This is a genomic window from Bacillus sp. P14.5 (assembly GCF_003316765.1).
GTDB lineage: Bacteria > Bacillota > Bacilli > Bacillales > Bacillaceae_B > Rossellomorea.
The window spans coordinates 1-16,038 of sequence record NZ_NIJF01000045.1; the positions used below are offsets into that span (position 1 = coordinate 1).

At 37.8% G+C, this 16,038-nt stretch carries 19 protein-coding genes, 1 pseudogene and 1 riboswitch; of the genes and pseudogenes, 19 read left to right on the plus strand and 1 reads right to left on the minus strand.

Features of this window, described 5'->3' with window-relative positions; genetic code table 11:
- The first annotated feature begins 186 nt into the window (after positions 1–186).
- The 9 genes from B9Z54_RS25200 (at position 187) to B9Z54_RS06025 (ending at position 7,068) form a co-directional block, all read left to right on the plus strand.
- Positions 187–390 (plus strand): hypothetical protein, encoded by a 204-nt coding sequence (locus tag B9Z54_RS25200; protein ID WP_205207677.1) that lies wholly within the window; start codon positions 187–189, stop codon positions 388–390.
- Between the two features lie 191 nt (positions 391–581).
- Positions 582–869: a hypothetical protein gene (locus B9Z54_RS05985; RefSeq protein WP_113927567.1), complete on the plus strand. Its 288-nt coding sequence runs from the start codon at positions 582–584 to the stop codon at positions 867–869.
- Positions 870–1,031: 162 nt separating this feature from the next.
- Complete coding sequence (locus B9Z54_RS05990) at positions 1,032–2,318, plus strand: IS110 family RNA-guided transposase (protein ID WP_113927568.1); 1,287 nt, start codon at positions 1,032–1,034, stop codon at positions 2,316–2,318.
- A gap of 524 nt (positions 2,319–2,842) precedes the next feature.
- The gene (gene lepB, locus B9Z54_RS05995; protein ID WP_113927569.1) at positions 2,843–3,490 is read left to right on the plus strand and encodes a signal peptidase I; all 648 of its coding nucleotides are present in this window, start codon (positions 2,843–2,845) and stop codon (positions 3,488–3,490) included.
- A 61-nt stretch (positions 3,491–3,551) separates the two neighbouring features.
- Positions 3,552–4,088 carry a DUF1572 family protein gene (locus B9Z54_RS06000; protein WP_113927570.1) on the plus strand — a complete coding sequence of 179 codons (537 nt, stop codon included), beginning with the start codon at positions 3,552–3,554 and terminating at the stop codon, positions 4,086–4,088.
- 378 nt (positions 4,089–4,466) lie between these two features.
- Positions 4,467–5,069, plus strand: a complete 603-nt coding sequence (locus B9Z54_RS06005) for a zinc dependent phospholipase C family protein (RefSeq protein ID WP_113927571.1) — start codon at positions 4,467–4,469, stop codon at positions 5,067–5,069.
- A 526-nt stretch (positions 5,070–5,595) separates the two neighbouring features.
- A complete protein-coding gene (locus B9Z54_RS25550; RefSeq protein WP_113927573.1) occupies positions 5,596–5,826 on the plus strand; it encodes a hypothetical protein in 231 nt (76 codons plus the stop codon).
- Positions 5,827–6,316: 490 nt separating this feature from the next.
- Positions 6,317–6,577, plus strand: coding sequence for a hypothetical protein (locus B9Z54_RS06020; RefSeq protein WP_113927574.1), 261 nt, complete (start codon positions 6,317–6,319; stop codon positions 6,575–6,577).
- 83 nt (positions 6,578–6,660) lie between these two features.
- Positions 6,661–7,068, plus strand: a complete 408-nt coding sequence (locus B9Z54_RS06025; protein ID WP_240189819.1) for a YbaN family protein — start codon at positions 6,661–6,663, stop codon at positions 7,066–7,068.
- 81 nt (positions 7,069–7,149) lie between these two features.
- Here B9Z54_RS06025 and B9Z54_RS06030 read toward each other — a convergent pair whose 3' ends face one another.
- Positions 7,150–8,322: an MFS transporter gene (locus B9Z54_RS06030; RefSeq protein WP_113927575.1), complete on the minus strand. Its 1,173-nt coding sequence runs from the start codon at positions 8,320–8,322 to the stop codon at positions 7,150–7,152.
- Positions 8,323–8,391: 69 nt separating this feature from the next.
- Positions 8,392–8,491, minus strand: a riboswitch (purine riboswitch).
- Positions 8,492–8,685: 194 nt separating this feature from the next.
- On the opposite strand from B9Z54_RS06030, the gene B9Z54_RS06035 reads away from it, so the two are divergent.
- From B9Z54_RS06035 to B9Z54_RS06080, 10 genes and pseudogenes are all read left to right on the plus strand, one after another.
- Entirely contained in the window at positions 8,686–9,168 is a 483-nt protein-coding gene (locus B9Z54_RS06035) for a hypothetical protein (protein ID WP_113927576.1), read from the plus strand.
- 263 nt (positions 9,169–9,431) lie between these two features.
- Positions 9,432–9,719 (plus strand): 3-isopropylmalate dehydrogenase, encoded by a 288-nt coding sequence (locus B9Z54_RS06040; protein ID WP_113927577.1) that lies wholly within the window; start codon positions 9,432–9,434, stop codon positions 9,717–9,719.
- An 84-nt stretch (positions 9,720–9,803) separates the two neighbouring features.
- A complete protein-coding gene (locus tag B9Z54_RS06045; RefSeq protein ID WP_113927578.1) occupies positions 9,804–10,082 on the plus strand; it encodes a hypothetical protein in 279 nt (92 codons plus the stop codon).
- A 149-nt stretch (positions 10,083–10,231) separates the two neighbouring features.
- A pseudogene (locus B9Z54_RS06050) lies at positions 10,232–10,581 on the plus strand (DUF2200 domain-containing protein).
- A gap of 105 nt (positions 10,582–10,686) precedes the next feature.
- Positions 10,687–11,652: a quinone oxidoreductase family protein gene (locus B9Z54_RS06055; protein WP_113927579.1), complete on the plus strand. Its 966-nt coding sequence runs from the start codon at positions 10,687–10,689 to the stop codon at positions 11,650–11,652.
- A 151-nt stretch (positions 11,653–11,803) separates the two neighbouring features.
- Positions 11,804–12,325, plus strand: a complete 522-nt coding sequence (locus B9Z54_RS06060; RefSeq protein WP_113927580.1) for a GrpB family protein — start codon at positions 11,804–11,806, stop codon at positions 12,323–12,325.
- Between the two features lie 71 nt (positions 12,326–12,396).
- The gene (locus B9Z54_RS26625) at positions 12,397–13,341 is read left to right on the plus strand and encodes a hypothetical protein (protein ID WP_162785108.1); all 945 of its coding nucleotides are present in this window, start codon (positions 12,397–12,399) and stop codon (positions 13,339–13,341) included.
- A 95-nt stretch (positions 13,342–13,436) separates the two neighbouring features.
- Positions 13,437–13,613 (plus strand): SE1832 family protein, encoded by a 177-nt coding sequence (locus B9Z54_RS24705; protein WP_162785109.1) that lies wholly within the window; start codon positions 13,437–13,439, stop codon positions 13,611–13,613.
- Between the two features lie 768 nt (positions 13,614–14,381).
- Positions 14,382–14,726 carry an ArsR/SmtB family transcription factor gene (locus tag B9Z54_RS06075; RefSeq protein WP_113927583.1) on the plus strand — a complete coding sequence of 115 codons (345 nt, stop codon included), beginning with the start codon at positions 14,382–14,384 and terminating at the stop codon, positions 14,724–14,726.
- 15 nt (positions 14,727–14,741) lie between these two features.
- Complete coding sequence (locus tag B9Z54_RS06080) at positions 14,742–16,037, plus strand: arsenic transporter (protein WP_113927584.1); 1,296 nt, start codon at positions 14,742–14,744, stop codon at positions 16,035–16,037.
- Position 16,038: the final 1 nt, after the last annotated feature.

Sequence of the window (16,038 nt, forward strand, 5' to 3'; positions counted from 1 at the left end):
CGTACTTAGTTACATCATGAAAACTTCATTCCTAATCGTACAATTGAGTACAACGATAACCGCATAAGTAAGTTCATTGCCCAATATGGAAAATGTGCCGTTACAGGTAGTGAACTAGGCAAACATGATTGGCACTGTCATCATAAAGTCCCGTATCATCTCTCCAGAGATGACACGTACTCAAATTTGATTGTGCTGCATGAAATCGTCCACCGCCTGGTTCATTTAAAGGATATTGAAAAGATGAAAGATTTAATGAAAACTCTAGAGTTAAATAAAAAACAAATCCAAAAGGTAAATGAACTCCGAAAACATTGCGGAAACGACTCAATCATAAATTGGAATCAAAGTGCTTCTATTAATTACATAGAAATGAATGAATTGGATTAGTTGGGGCGCCGTATGCGGTGAAAGCCGCACGTACGGTGCTAGCAGGGGGAAAAGGGAGCGATAACTTCAAACCCTTACCTATCTGTCATGAATAAACCGAAACTATGATGAATGAGTATTCGTCTAATTTTAAGTGTTAATCAATAAGGACAACTGAATAAAAAAATTCTATAAGAGGGGGGGGGAGAAAATTGAAAAAGTTCTCTTGGTTAAGCTACTGGTCTTTAATTTTTAGCGTTTTACCAATACCATTTTTCTTTGCAATGCTTTATGAACTAATAAGGATAAACGGCTATTTCGGTTTTTCTCTTATCGCCTTGTCCATTATTTTATCTTTGGTTTTTGGGATTATGGCTTTCATTAAAAGCACAGAAAAAAATATACTTGCTGGAGTAGCCATTTATATCGCACTATTTAGTGCGGGAGTAGTGGTCATAATTTTATTGCTTGGACAAATGGGTAACCAACCAAATGCCTAATCGTCTTCTAAATACAAGTCACCCTTTGTTCAAGTAAAGGGCAGCATTCCTGTTATGAAGAAAAATGGGGTTTGAACAAGAAAAGATCCTCTTGGTATGATATGAGTGTCCTGTGCTGGCCAGCAAAAAGGACAAAATCATATCTACCAGGAGGCCTTCAACATGAATTATAACCAAAATGAAAAGATTGCTCAAATTACTTCTCAAACACTAATTATAGGTGTAGACATTGCGAAATTCAAGCATGTCGCGCGTGCTCAGAACTTCAGGGGGATGGAGTTTGGAACTCCGTGTCACTTTGAAAACTCACACGCTCACTTCGATCTGTTCTTAAGCTGGATCAAGCAGCTGATGGATCAAAATAAGATGGACAAGTTAATTATAGGCATGGAACCAACAGGCCATTACTGGTTAAACTTAGCCCACTTCCTTAAGGAGAAAGAGATTAAGTTTGTGGTGGTGAATCCCATGCATGTAAAGAAATCCAAAGAGTTGGATGACAATTCACCAACTAAAAATGATGTTAAAGATGCCAAAGTGATTGCCCAGTTAGTCAAAGATGGAAGATACGCTGAACCGCAAATTCCGCAAGGAGTTTATGCAGAACTTCGTGTGGCACGAAAAATACGCGACCTTTTGTCTGTTGATCTTCAGATGCTTCAAGGGCAAGTTCACAACTGGCTAGACCGCTATTTCCCCGAATTCCTAACCGTCTTTAAGGATTGGGAAGGGAAAGCAGCACTACAACTATTAAAGCTGAATGTATTACCACATGAGTTGGAACTTTTATCGGATCAGGACATTCTGACTCACCTTAGAAAGACTGTAAAACGTGCGGTTGGACTCCGTAAAATTCAAGAGCTTAAACGAGCTGTCAAAGACTCAATTGGCATAAGGGAAGGCTCAAAGATGGCTAAATTAGAGCTTCGCACTTTACTGGAAAAGTATGAATTGGTAATCGAAAGGTTCGAAGAATTAGATTCAGATATAGAAGAACTTCTTGAACAAATCCCTGGAGTTCCACAAATGTTAGCGATCACGGGAATCGGTAAGGAAACAGTGGCTGGGTTCTATGCGGAAGTAGGAGACCTAAGAAACTATTCTCACCCTCGCCAGATCATCAAATTGGCGGGACTTAGCTTGAAGGAGAATACTTCCGGAAAGCATAAGGGACTAACGAAAATCACGAAACGAGGCAGGAAAGCACTCAGGGCTCTCCTCTTCCGAGTAGCTATGCCGTTAGTCGCCAAGAATGCCGCCTTTAAATCGTTACATCAGTATTTTACTACTCGACAGAGTAACCCATTGAAAAAGATGCAGTCCATGATTGCCATATTTAACAAGCTAATTAGAATCTTATTTACGATTGGCACAAAGCAATGTGAATTTAGTGAAGAAAGAATGTTGAAAGACATTCCCCATCTGGCTTCATTGCAGGCAGCAGCTTAATGTTTCACAGTTGTTTATTAGTATTTTTCTAATGATTATAGTCATAGACATTTGAAGCACGGATTAGTCAGTAAAACCATTAATGTGCGGGCATAGACCCTGTAGGGCAGCATGACTGACATCCACCTCATGGAAAGGTTGGACGAAGGAATTTTAGAGCATAGACTCTGTGAGAATTGGGAGGGTTAACCTCCATGAGAAATGTGGAGATCCACCAGTGCGACCATACTTTTACTAGTTATCCACTTTTTGGATTGAAGTGGCTAGGTAGACTAGCTTTCTTTTTCTCTTTATGCCCAAAATTACCCTTACTTTCAACATCTATCCATACTTCAGCTGTCTTAGCTATTTAAATTTCTTAGGAATATTGAGAATAAGCGAGAAAACAAGAGTTATCTCTTTCTTTATAGAGGGAGGTTAATTGAATAATTCGAAACTTTGATGAATGGGTTTCCGTCTAATTACCAAAGTATCAAGAGAAATACAGTTCGCTGAATAGCACAAGATTAAGAGGAGGTTGATTTATGAAAAGGTTATTCGTAAGTTTACTTTGTTTTCTGCCTCTAGTGGGCAGCCAACAAAACGATTCTGTTAGTGGAACAATCACGGATGAAAACACAAAGGCAAAAATTGAACAAATAACAGACACTTCGTCTCATACAGTAGTTGAGTATCTTTCGGACGGAATGAGCAGAGGTAATCACGAATATGAAGGAAATATCGTTGTAGATGAAGATTATTACAAAGATAACTCCATTGAAAGAGGAGATGTGATTTATTTTGAAACCCCTGACATAGACAAAGAAAAGTATCCGCAATTGAATCCTAATAAAATGAATATTTCTAGAGTGATTGCTTTACCTGGAGAAACCGTTGAGATAAAAGATGGTAATGTAATTGTAAACAACAAAAACCTGGACGCTTTCTATGGTTCTTCTCTAAGTTTAGGAATGGCACAAGATGAATATTTGTCTTATTTGGACGAACAAAATGCAACGTATGATGAAGAGAGTGTCCGCGAATATTTCTCTAGGGATATTAGGAAAGTTGAGCTCTCTAATAATGAAGTGTTTGTCTTGGGAGATAACGGTTATAGAAGCATTGATAGTTCAATCTTCGGACCACTCCCCATCAATAATTTAAAAGGTAATATCCTGGGAATAACCCCATAGTTAACCAGATTACGATTGTATAGAGCGACATATCTTATGTGGATGAAGGGTGAATTTTTGTATGAGTAGTATCGGAAGTGAATACCTAGGTGTTGTTATAAAACAGCTAGAAGCATTAAAAAGCAGGGCTGAAGAAGCATTCACTCAACTATCTGACGAAGAATTACATTGGAAGCCAAGCAGTGAATCAAATAATGTGGCTATTCTGATTCAACATCTTAGTGGGGATATGAATTCAAGGTGGTCGGGATTTTTAACTACTGACGGTGAAAAAAACACTCGTGACAGAGATAAAGAGTTCGTTGACCTCTGTTCGACAAGAGAATCCCTTATGGAGCAGTGGAATGGTGGATGGAAGTTACTTTTGGAGACAATAAAAAAATTGAAAGAGGATGACTTACAGCGAATTGTTATACTAAGAAATAACCCAATAAGTGTCCTCGGTGCTATTCAGATAGAAATTGTTCACATAAGCAATCACATCGGTCAAATACTTTATATTGGGAAACAGATAAAAGACTCAGACTGGATTATCCTTAGCATACCTAAAAATGGTTCTAAGGAGTTTAATAATAAAGTCTCTGCTAAAGATAGATAAAAAGACCATCTTATGTTTTCGGTTTTGTTTTCAAAGGTCTGAAATTATTTATTGGAATTTAGTTTAAGTTTAATATATATAACCGGTTGGTTTATATTCACAGTAGGAATAATTGGCTTTATAGCTTCTCTGTTAGCGAAGGGAATATACATCTGCCATTCTTAGCAATAATAATTGGTTTCTTTTGTATATGGTTATCCAAAATCTTGAGCAGATAGTTATTCAATAAAGGTGGCGTTAATCCAAGAAGGATTAACGCTTCTTTTGCTGAAGTTATTGGATGAAAGGGGCATTTTCTGGAGAAGTATTGGATAGAAATAAAGGATCTTTTACAATCTTTAATGAACCTAAAAGGAAAGGGAAAAGGGGGAAATTAAATTGGGTTCGAGGATCATGCACCTGGTTATAGCAAATAGAATAGCAGATGAACTGTCACTCAAAGATAAAACATCATTTCTTTTAGGGGGCATTGCAGCTGATGCAGTTTCACCTAAAGACTTATCACATTTTTACAAAGGGAATGTTAAAGACTATTCCCGATATATTGATTACAGGGAATTCATACATAAATATAGCTTTAATAAAGATTCCCACTTTATAAAGGGATACTATACTCACTTAATCGCTGATGACATTTGGTTGAAAGGCTTTTATCTGCCTTGGTTAAAGAACCGAATGGAGGCAGATGAGGATATATTCAATCGATACCATAATGATTTTCGATTATTCAATGGGAAACTATTAGATTACTATGGATTCACACAAGAATTAAGTGAAACAATTAGTAAAAGTGGGACAATCATTGACACGGAAGAGGTAAATTCTAACGATGTAAAAGAATTTATCCCTTATGTCATAGGGGATATGGATTATGGCAGCGACGAACTTGAACAGCCACTAAGAGTGTTCACAATGGAACAAATTATTGGGTATATAGAGACTTCCGTAGATAAGGGCTTAATAGGCATTAAATCTTTATAAATAGTTAATGTGATGGTGTTGAACTGTCCCAGCTTAGGTTTATTTCATTAAGGGGTGCCATAGCTAAAGATTAGCCAAAACTGATCCCAGGCTACTGCTTCTTCAATTATTGGAGCAGTTTAATGGAATTAGTGTAAAAGATTGAAACTCTATCCATTTGCTAATCGTCATATACCCAAATAAAAATGCCATAATGGGAGCAAGTATTAAAGTTGAGGAGGCAATTGATTGTGGATATAGTGTTTGGGGTTTTAATTGCTGTTTTGTTGTTATTTTTCTCTTCTTTGGAACTTTGGTATGCACCGGATAATAGTTCGTTATTTAAGGGTTTTAGAACAAAACTAATGATAATTCTTCCTCTATTTTTATTATCGTTTGCAATTTATTATTTCTTTTTGTCGTGATGGTTTTATAACTGTATTCCATATACGGAGGCGTTGGCTGAACAAGCTGTCGCCCTTTGAGTCTATGTAGGTTAGAAGATTGAAAGGAAAATAATTCACGCACAAAAAAGGGGGTATAGAAGCTGGACTTATTAATCTGGATAACTATTGTTTTCATAATAGTCGGATTTGCTTTTCTTACTTTTATGAAAAAAGGGATGGAAAGGAAACTTGCTTTTATAACAGCAAATACGGAAAACGAGGAAAATTCAACAGAAACTAAATCCATAATTTGGTGGATAGTGAGTGCCGCAGCTTGGGGAATAGTGAGTATGTTTCTTATTGTTTGGTGTTTTCATAATCACTTTGGATAACTGTTAAAGGAACAGGTGCATATGCTTTCTAGAAAGGAGTAGAGTGACTTGCAAAAAATAAGATATTCCAAAGACCTAATGGGTGTTCGAATTGTGGCTACAGTGGTTGTAATCTTGGCTTTGATATTACCATACTTTGGTTTTATTTCATATAGAATAACGCCGTTTTTAATCCTTGCAACGATTGTTGTTTTTTACATAATCGAAGGTCAACTTGGTAATTAAAGGTGATTAGAAATAATCTTACTTTTTTTGAAAAAACGGATACACCAAATAAATTCTGAAATTTAGTAGAGCTATGATAATTCTTCTAGAGTAATCCAAGTTATTGAGGTGATAGAGTATTTTCCATTACTTAGTCCAAAGCAGCAAATTTTTAAATAACAGTAGTCAAAGGGATTAAATTACCTTGTTTGCAGTTATTTGTTCTGCTGCTGAAGTGGCCATTTGCTTTAATCACTGACAAAATAATCCATAGAGGGGGGATTCCGTGAAGGGTGTAAAAAAGCCGATAAAAGAAAACAGAAAAACTGACTCAATATTGATGGCATTGGTAGTGGTTTTACTTGTAAAGAATGCAATTGACCTCTTTTTCTTTGACCTGCTGCCAACTGCTGCAGATAATCTCTTTTGGTTTTTAATTTCTACAGTTTTGATAGTTACCTTTTTTATCAAGAAAAATTACATATATCTTGCCATAATGCTGGTACTATTAATAGCAGGTTTCGTGAATCTTAGTCTGGAAATATAAAGAGTACGTATTAGGGGGTATCAGGCAGAGTCTATATCCTATTTGCAGACGTTTAGTCCAATCTCACTTATAGAGGTAATGCTATGATCACTATAAAAAAGATTAAAATCATCCTATTTCTGATACTTGGCTTCCTGTCGCTCGCGATCGGGGTCCTGGGAACGGTGCTGCCTGTATTGCCCGGCGGTCCGTTTTATTTGTTTGCAGCTTTCTGCTTTGCCAGAAGCTCCAAGCGGTTTGACGATTGGTTCAGGAACACTTCTATATATAAAAAATATGTTTTAGCTTTTCTGCAGAAAAAAGGGTTGACTCGTAGAGAGAAAATAAGAATAAATGTCATTGCGGATTTCTTCGTGATTCTTTCTATCTTGTATATAGATATCCTGATAGTCCAAATACTGTTATTAGCTCTTGCCCTGTATAAACATTATTACTTTATCAAAAAGATCGAGACAACAGCGCCAAGCATTAAAAAGTACCACTCATTATAGTTGTAATGAAGTTGTACCAACCTTTGAATATAGGATTATAGGAATGATAATGGCTTGATATTATTATAAATTGGCTTCCTGTTAATTATTTGGAACAGTATTTTCTCTATTAATAGATGTCCTAGTCAGGGAAAATACTGCGCATAATAACGAAATAATCACAATGGCAGCCCCAAACCAGGCAGTATGGGTGACTGTTCCGGTTTGATTAAGCACTATGCCGCCGAATCCTGAACCTAGTGAAATCCCTATTTGTATAGCTGAATTATTAAAGCTTTGCTGAATATCGGAAGTAGCTGGGTCTGTATTGATCAAGTAGGCTTGCTGCGGTGGTGCCAGGCTCCAGCTTAATGCAGCCCAAACCATCATGACAGGTATAAAAACGATCAGTGAAAAAGTCGAAAATGGTAAGATAAATAAGGCGATTGCAAATGCACTGATCACAAGGATAATGCTTTTTGGAGCTCCGATCGAATCGGAAAGAATGCCTCCAAAGGCCCCTCCACTTACAGCTGCAATCCCAAATAATAAATAACAAATACTAATCCAGCCGGAGCTCAAGTTCATTTCCGATTCTAAAAATGGAGTGAAATAGGCATAAAGTGTATAGTGTCCGGCCAGCAAGAATACAGTTGCAAGGTGAGCACTTCCTATTTTGGCGCTGGCCACTGCTTTTAATTGCTGTGAAAGAGGGATGGTACTTTCCCCTGGTACACGCTCCAAAAAGATTGAAATAAGGATGAAAGATCCGATTGATAAAATCGCAATTCCAAGGAATATCACTCTCCAGCCGAATGTATCCGAAATAAGGATACCAAGCGGAACGCCCATCACAAGGGATGAACTGATTCCCATATAAATAAGCCCCAAAGCCTTTGCCCGATGTGCAGGCGTAACAATTTTAGCAACGATAGTTAAGGACAGGACAACGATGAGGGCTGTACTCATTGCAGTCAGTACCCTTGCGGTCATCATAAAAGTAAAATTCGGACTGAAATAGGTCATAATATTTCCAATAAAGAAAACAAACAGAGATATGAGATATAGTTTCTTTCGCTCAATTTTGCTAGTCAAGACAAGCAAACCTGGTCCTGCAACTGCATAAATCAGCGCGAAAACGGTTATCAGTTGTCCTGCACTGCTTAATGAAATATTAAAATCTTCTGCGATAGTAGGAAGGATTCCGCCTACGATTAATTCGACCAATCCAACCGCAACAGTTGATAAGGCCAGTATATACACTTTAAAATTCATCTTGATTCAACGCCCTTTCACAATAAACTTCAAATTTCAGAAAATAAAAAACTCCTGATTACAGAAAAAGAATAGAAATTCATTTTCTGTAATCAGGAGTTTAAGGTTCCTGGTAGAGACCCCCAAGCCATATTCTTGAGGTTATACAGTGTATATATTTTTTATAAAATACTTTGAAGAGTTTATCAGATGTTTATAGATTATACAAGGGTTATAGGTAGTTTATATATTATTTCATTAGGCTCGGATAAAGCCAAATGATCTCCGGCTTTCTCTTTCTTTATTAATCGAACAGTTTCATAGATTAAGAAAATCGCAAAAAGCACTTAATTTAATATGAAATTCCACTTGGGAGTGATCTTATTGGAAAAAGAGAATAGAGATATGGCCTTGAAAACTTTAAACTATTTATGTAATGGTTCACAAATTGAAGGGGTAATATTTCATGGCTTAAGGGTTCTTCTTTCTGAAAATGAAAACAACAGCCACAGAATAGATGGACAAATATCGATAAATATTGAAAGCGGTATCAAGGTATTTCAATCAATGCCTGAAACAGATCCAGAGTCCAATGAAATACCTAATCTTGATTGGGTGGAATCAGCGAAGATACTGTGTGAACTGCGTTTGAAGAAGATTGTAGATGTTAAGTTGGGACAAGAAACTCCTCATCTCTACTTAATTCTTCAATCTGGAGAAGTCTTATTCATTAATGGTCATCATGACAAATTTGAGAGCTGGCAAGTGGAAGTTCAAAATAACACTCTTGAAAATGAAGTTTTTTTAGTAGCAGCCTGCCCAGGGGATGATTTAGCTGTATGGGTCCCAGGGGATATTCTAGAGTAGGAGAGTTATGCTTGGCTTGTAACAAAAGATGATCCAGAACTAGCCAGCGTATTAAGAGACCTCCTGCAAATGGAGATTGAATTTCAAAATTGAATAAGTTGAATTTGAAACATTAACTATTTGGAACTCGTCATATTCTTAAGAGCCAGCAGAGATTAACTGTAAGTGTTGGGAGGGGCTCCTTCAACTTAGAGGTTTTTTTAATAGGATGGTTTTCAAACCAAAATCTAATTGAAGTTGCATCAGCGATAGGGGGCATTAGAATGTCTGGTTTCTTTATAGCACTTATGTTTTTCTTTATCGTAATGGCAAACATCATCGCGTTTATTTCTTATAAGAAAAAGAAAAGTCTATATGCTGCTGCTTTTGTTCTATTACTGCTGGCAGCTGTATTTGGGGCAATTGGCGGTATTGTAGCATTACTTACTATTCGTGACCCATTTGCAATATTTTATGGTTTGCAAGTTGGATATTATTTGCTGATTAATAGTGTCATTGTTTTAATTATTGCAGTTATCGTCACTGTTATTAAAAGATACAATAACAAGTAAAGATGGGCGTATGGGAGAAGTCATTGAAGTTCCGAGTATTTGTACTTTCCCAAAGTACAAATCTAAACTGAGGAGGGTTTGTTAATGAAAGAGCAGTATTATTCAGTCTTATCAGTAGTCTTCTTTCTAATGGCTGTTTTCCCACTCATAGCTGGGTTGACGACATGGGGAAATGACCTATACGCAGCTGTTTTGAATATAAGCATCTTTTTGCCTTTGATTTTTGGTTTGGCGGGATTGACTTTTGCTTTACTTGGTATGAGAGGCAAGGTCAAAATTAGTCTTATTTTGGTGAATGTTTTAAGTGTAGCTCTTTCGTTATTTTTGGTGTTTGTAGCGATGTATGGCTTTCAACAAGCTTAGCAGCTACTTGATTAGAGCCTTCTTATTTTTTCTAAGTGCAATCCTTGAGTATAAGGGCAGGGTAAATGATAAAGTCTTAAGGATACGTTTGTTCAGGCTCTGAAAAAGTCATGATATACTAAAGAAAACTAAAGAAGCGAGGGTGTATCATGGCAAAACATCGAATTTATACTACCAGTTTTGCAAGTGTCTATCCCCATTATGTTGCGAAGGCGGAGAAAAAGGGACGCACCAAAGCAGAAGTGGATGAAATCATAAGCTGGTTGACAGGGTATAGCCAGGAAGAGTTAGCTGAAATACTGAAAAAAAGACAGACTTTGAGACATTCTTTGGAGAAGCTCCCCAACTGAATTCTTCACGTACCTTAATTAAAGGTGTGATATGTGGTATCCGAGTGGAGGATATCGAAGAACCAACTATGAGAGAAATTCGCTATCTGGATAAGTTGATTGATGAATTAGCTAAGGGTAAAGCGATGGAAAAGATTTTGCGTAAATAATACTGAACATGCAGCACCGATTCCCTATTTAAAGAGTCAGTGTTATTTTGAAAACAGATTATGACATTCAATAGAAAAAAGGGAGTAGGAAGGACGGTGAAATGAGTGAAAGCTATTTTGCAGAATGAATTTGGCAGTGCAGATGTCCTTACTTACACGGATGTTGAGATACCAACCATTGCTCATAACGAGGTGCTAATTAAAGCATCACATACAAGTGTTAACTATGCAGATATTAAGAAACGTGTGGGAAATAAGGGAAAAGGAAAGTTTCCTTTAATGCTTGGATTGGATGTTGCAGGAACGGTTGAAGAGGTATCTCCTGACTCTGCCTTTTCGGTAGGAGACCGGGTAATTGCTTTTCCTAAGAATGGATCTTATGCCGAATATGTCGCAGCACATGAGCAGTTAGTTTTTAAAATTCCAGACAGTCTGTCATTTGAACAAGCCTCCGCCATGCCTACCGTATCAATCCTCTCGTATATTCTTCTTTATGAGGTTGGACAAGTGAAGGAAACGGACACCATAGTTATACATAGCGCGGCTGGTGGTGTCGGATCGATGTTAATTCAATTAGCCCGCATAGCAGGTGTTGGTAAAATAATAGGGACTGTCGGTAATTTGGAAAAAGAATCTTATGTTAAGAGATTAGGCGCGGATATTGTTTGCACTTATGAAACCTTTTCTGAAGAAGTATTAAGGGAGACTGATCAGAAAGGTGCAAATGTGATATTCGATTCAGTTGCCGGAGACGTGACCACTAGTAGTTTAGACTGCTTAGCCTTTTACGGCACCCTTGTTCAATTTGGAAACAGCAGTGGTAAAGTGGGCACAATCAAAACAAGTGATGTACATAGCAGCTGCAGGAATATTAAAGGATTCAGTCTGGGAACAACAAGAGAACTTGATCCAGCACGATTGAAGCCTGTTGCAGAAAAAGTGATTGAACTATTTGCTTCTAATAAAATTTCGCTTCCAATTGCACAAGTATTTAATCTAAGCGATGCTGGGCTGGCGCATAAATTAATTGAGAGTCGTGATTATGAAGGGAAAGTTTTGTTGAAAATATAATCTTAGATCAGCTCCGTTTAGCTAGGCTTATCCAAAATGGGTAAGCTTCTTTTTATAAAAAATTTCCTCTTGAGTTTGCTGAACGGTTTTGAAATAATTAGAATAAGTTTCCAAATCAAAAGAGATCAATTCTACGATTGGTGGGGAAGTCATGGAAAAACCAGTAGTAATTCTGAGTGAGTATAATCCCCATTGGGAAGATCAATTCGAGTATGAGAAGAAACAAATCATGGGTGTAAGTGGTAATAAGATTAATGGGATTGAACATATCGGAAGCACTTCGGTCCGGGGGCTTAAAGCTAAGCCCATCATTGATATCCTGGCAGGAGTCAGGGATTTGAATGTGGTTTCTTCTCTGATCGGTCCTTTAAGTGAAGTCGATTATGAGTATGTTCCTAAACCGGAATTAACCGACAGAAGTTTTTTCAGAAAGGGATTGTGGGGCAAAGGCACCTGCCACCTGCATATTTGTGAGATAAATAGCAGTGAGTGGGTTGAGAAGTTACTGTTTCGTGATTATCTGAGGAAGTTTCCTGGAGCAGCTGAAGAGTATGCTCTGCTAAAGAGTGAGCTTTCTTCTCTATATAAAAATGATCGGCCTGCTTATACCAAACAAAAGGAACCTTTTATTAAAGATATAATTAAAAAGGCTAGTAAATTAAGTGGATCTTGATTTCCCATTTTCAAGTAATAGTCATATAAAGAAAAGGAAGTGCCGTTTTGAAAAGAAGCTATTTAGTAATAATGTCAGCAGCAATTCTAGCAATCTCTACAGCATGTTCTAACTCCACAGGTGAAAATGAAGAAACATCCAATGTATTACCCGCATCAGAAACTGCAGCTTCTAGGACGGATAATAAGGATACAAGTATCCCTGAAGAAGAAAACAGTTCCCAAACAAGTGCTTCAAAAGATGAGACAGAAAAGGGGACAAATGATTTTGATGTCGATAACTATTTAAATGAGAAGTATGCAATAGAAAATACGCATTACAAAACAGACATATGGAACAATGAAGAGACGGGAAGAACAGAATACACAGTAATAATACTTCCTGATACCAAGGAATTTGGCCAAGAGATAAATGAAGTGTTCAAGAATGGCGATACCGTATCACCTTCTGATGATGAACGAACAAAAGCAATGCTGGATATGGCTCCGAAAATCATGGACGATTTAACTGATGACAAGCATCACGTCGATTCGGTTAATTGGATGTCATACGATGGTGAATTCACAGTAAGGTTAATGCAGGATTTCCAAAATAGTGATTTGAGTACTAATGAAGAGGGAGAATCTTTATCTAACTATTCCAGTAAACAAATTGAATACGCTCGTGTATGGCTGCAGCTTGGTGTTCATCAAGAAATCGATGAATTGAACGTCCGTCACATTCCGGCAGGGACGCCAATGAACCCTAACCATGAGAAAAGCATCGGCTACCCGGAAGATGTCATTCAGTTAGCAGGTTCCCGATTGATCGACGGTTCGGTAACTTATAGTGGAAATGGTGATGGTACTATCAACGTATATAAAGTTCCTTTGCGCTGGGATGGCAACTACTCTGATATTGATGAAAGCTTCTATGAAGAAATCGTTGAAGATACCGAGCTTGTCTATATTGACACCGGCGACGATGAAAAAATTATAGACCTAATACAATTAATTTCGGATAATGGAGCGTATTGACAGGCTGAAAAATTCATCAAAAACCATATCTCTAGCAAAAGTATTTTTCTATTGTTTATACTATAAGCAATATCTATAAAAGGGGTTGCAAAGTCATGACAAAAAGAGAGCTGGAATACAAAATCAGCGAGGTAAAGGCTGATTATGTCCGGATACAGGCAGACATGGAAAAAGTGGATTCTGTCGGAGGAAACACTAAAAAATCAGAAGAGCGATTAGAGCAGCTGGAAAACGAATTGGCCCAGCTTAACAAACAGCTTTCAGAGCTATAATAAAATCCTGGAATCAAGGAAGTACATAAATAAAGTAGAGGACGAAATCGCTTAGGATTTCGTCCTCTTTTTTTATGATCATAGGGCAGGATTTTATACTTGTATAGGAGGATTGAGGGAATCTTCTTCGAGTGTTTAACAGCATTAAATGCTCAGATTTAGAAGGTGATGAGGTAAAAAGGAGTTTTAAACAGCATCAAATAACCAGATTCCCAAGATGATGAGTTATAAGGGAGCTTTTAACAGCATCAAATGCTCCGATTATAAAAAATGATGAGGTAAAAAGGGGCTTTAAACAGCATCAAATGCTTAGGTTTAGAAAATGATGAGGTAAAAAGGAGCTTTAAACAGCATCAAATGCTCAGATTCTAAAGATGATGAGGTATAAAAGGGCTTTAAACAGCATCAAATCATCAGAACCTGAAACATGCTGGGGTATAGAAGTGTGTTTAACAGCATCAAAAATAAGATTCTTGAAAACAATGCAGTATAAAGATCCGTCCCCAAAGTAAAACAAGCCATGAATGTTTAGAGTCTCAGCATTTACAGATAACATTAAAAGAAGAATTTAATGTTACTCGCCTCTTAACAAAACCTTTACAATTCCATCCTTGAAATTAATATATAAGCGTATTATTATATAAGCAGAACGTTATGTATCAAACGAATAAATGACTTTACTGGTTGAGACACTAAAAATACTAACATCACCCAAGCTTATAAGTAAATCATTATTTGATTATTATTAACATGGAAGGTGGTTATGAAATGCCTGCTGTCATGATTCAATTAGAAAGAGCTGCTGCTGTCTTGAAATTGCTTGGCGATAAAACAAGACTGACGATGGTAAAGATCCTTGATCATCATGATTGCTGTGTTTGTGAATTTGTGGAGATTTTTAAAACCAGCCAGCCAGCTATCAGCCAGCATGTCCGTAAACTGAAAGATGCTGGATTGGTGAGTGAATCACGAAGAGGTCAGTGGATAGTTTACTCATTGAACAAGAACAGTGAATTCTATCCTTTGGTACAGAGCCTGCTCGATCAGCTACCGGACCAGGGATTCAGATTGAAAGAGTTGGAGAAACAAGGTTTGAGAATATCATGTGAGTAAAAAGGAGGAAGAATCTTGACGCAGATTATTTTAGCATCGGTGATTTTCCTGATCACCCTTATCTTAGTCATCTGGCAGCCCAAAGGGTTATCCATTGGGTGGTCAGCATGCGGAGGAGCTATACTGGCTCTGATTGTGGGAGTAGTCGATTTTAATGATGTCATCGACGTTACATCCATCGTCTGGAATGCCACTTTGGCTTTCATCGCCATCATCATCATCTCTCTCATTTTGGATGAAATAGGTTTCTTTGAGTGGGCTGCCCTGCATATGGCCAGAGCTGCAAAAGGAAACGGAGTCAGGATGTTCGTGTATGTTTCCATCTTGGGAGCATTGGTGGCAGCATTTTTCGCGAATGACGGAGCGGCCCTGATTTTAACACCCATCGTATTAGCAATGGTAAGGAATCTTAACTTCAATGAAAAAATGGTGTTTCCATTCATCATTGCCAGCGGATTCATTGCGGATACCACATCGCTTCCGCTTGTAGTCAGTAACTTGGTGAACATCGTTTCAGCGGACTTTTTCGATATAGGATTTGTAGAGTTCGCATCACGGATGATTGTTCCGAACTTGTTTTCATTGCTTGCCAGTATTCTTGTCTTATACTTATTTTTTAGAAAAAGCATTCCATCCAATTACGATTTATCGCAATTGAAGAAGCCTCAGGAGGCCATTAAAGATCACAAGATGTTCCACTTATCATGGATTGTTTTGGGGGTACTATTAGTCGGTTACTTTGCGAGCGAGTTCATCGGAGTTCCTGTTTCTTTCATAGCAGGTATTGTCGCGATTTTCTTCCTGCTAATGGCGAGAAGAAGTTCAGCCGTCGACACAAGGACGGTCGTGAAAGGAGCACCATGGGCAATTGTTTTCTTCTCTATCGGAATGTATGTAGTTGTTTACGGATTGCGAAATGTCGGCTTGACCAATGTCCTGGCAGACCTCATTCAGGTAACGGCAGACCAGGGGTTGTTCGCAGCGACCATCGGTATGGGATTCATCGCGGCCATCCTCTCTTCAGTTATGAATAACATGCCTACCGTTATGATTGATGCACTCGCTATCGCGGAGACGGATACAAGCGGAGTCGTCCGGGAAGCCTTAATATATGCAAATATCATCGGATCAGATCTTGGTCCGAAAATTACACCAATCGGTTCTCTTGCAACCCTGCTTTGGCTGCATGTACTGTCCCTGAAAGGTGTGAAAATTTCCTGGGGAACGTACTTTAAAACCGGAATCATCTTAACCATTCCAACCCTGTTCATCACATTAGTCGGCCTTTATATTTGGCTGCTGATTATATAAA

Coding starts and splice junctions, on each gene's coding strand:
- B9Z54_RS06000 (WP_113927570.1), top strand. CDS start 3,552: ATGAGTAGTATCGGAAGTGAATACCTAGGTGTTGTTATAAAACAGCTA.
- B9Z54_RS05990 (WP_113927568.1), top strand. CDS start 1,032: ATGAATTATAACCAAAATGAAAAGATTGCTCAAATTACTTCTCAAACA.
- B9Z54_RS06025 (WP_240189819.1), top strand. CDS start 6,661: ATGATCACTATAAAAAAGATTAAAATCATCCTATTTCTGATACTTGGC.
- B9Z54_RS06030 (WP_113927575.1), bottom strand. CDS start 8,322: ATGAATTTTAAAGTGTATATACTGGCCTTATCAACTGTTGCGGTTGGA.
- B9Z54_RS24705 (WP_162785109.1), top strand. CDS start 13,437: ATGACAAAAAGAGAGCTGGAATACAAAATCAGCGAGGTAAAGGCTGAT.
- B9Z54_RS06075 (WP_113927583.1), top strand. CDS start 14,382: ATGCCTGCTGTCATGATTCAATTAGAAAGAGCTGCTGCTGTCTTGAAA.
- B9Z54_RS06040 (WP_113927577.1), top strand. CDS start 9,432: ATGTCTGGTTTCTTTATAGCACTTATGTTTTTCTTTATCGTAATGGCA.
- lepB (WP_113927569.1), top strand. CDS start 2,843: ATGAAAAGGTTATTCGTAAGTTTACTTTGTTTTCTGCCTCTAGTGGGC.
- B9Z54_RS26625 (WP_162785108.1), top strand. CDS start 12,397: ATGTCAGCAGCAATTCTAGCAATCTCTACAGCATGTTCTAACTCCACA.
- B9Z54_RS06060 (WP_113927580.1), top strand. CDS start 11,804: ATGGAAAAACCAGTAGTAATTCTGAGTGAGTATAATCCCCATTGGGAA.
- B9Z54_RS06045 (WP_113927578.1), top strand. CDS start 9,804: ATGAAAGAGCAGTATTATTCAGTCTTATCAGTAGTCTTCTTTCTAATG.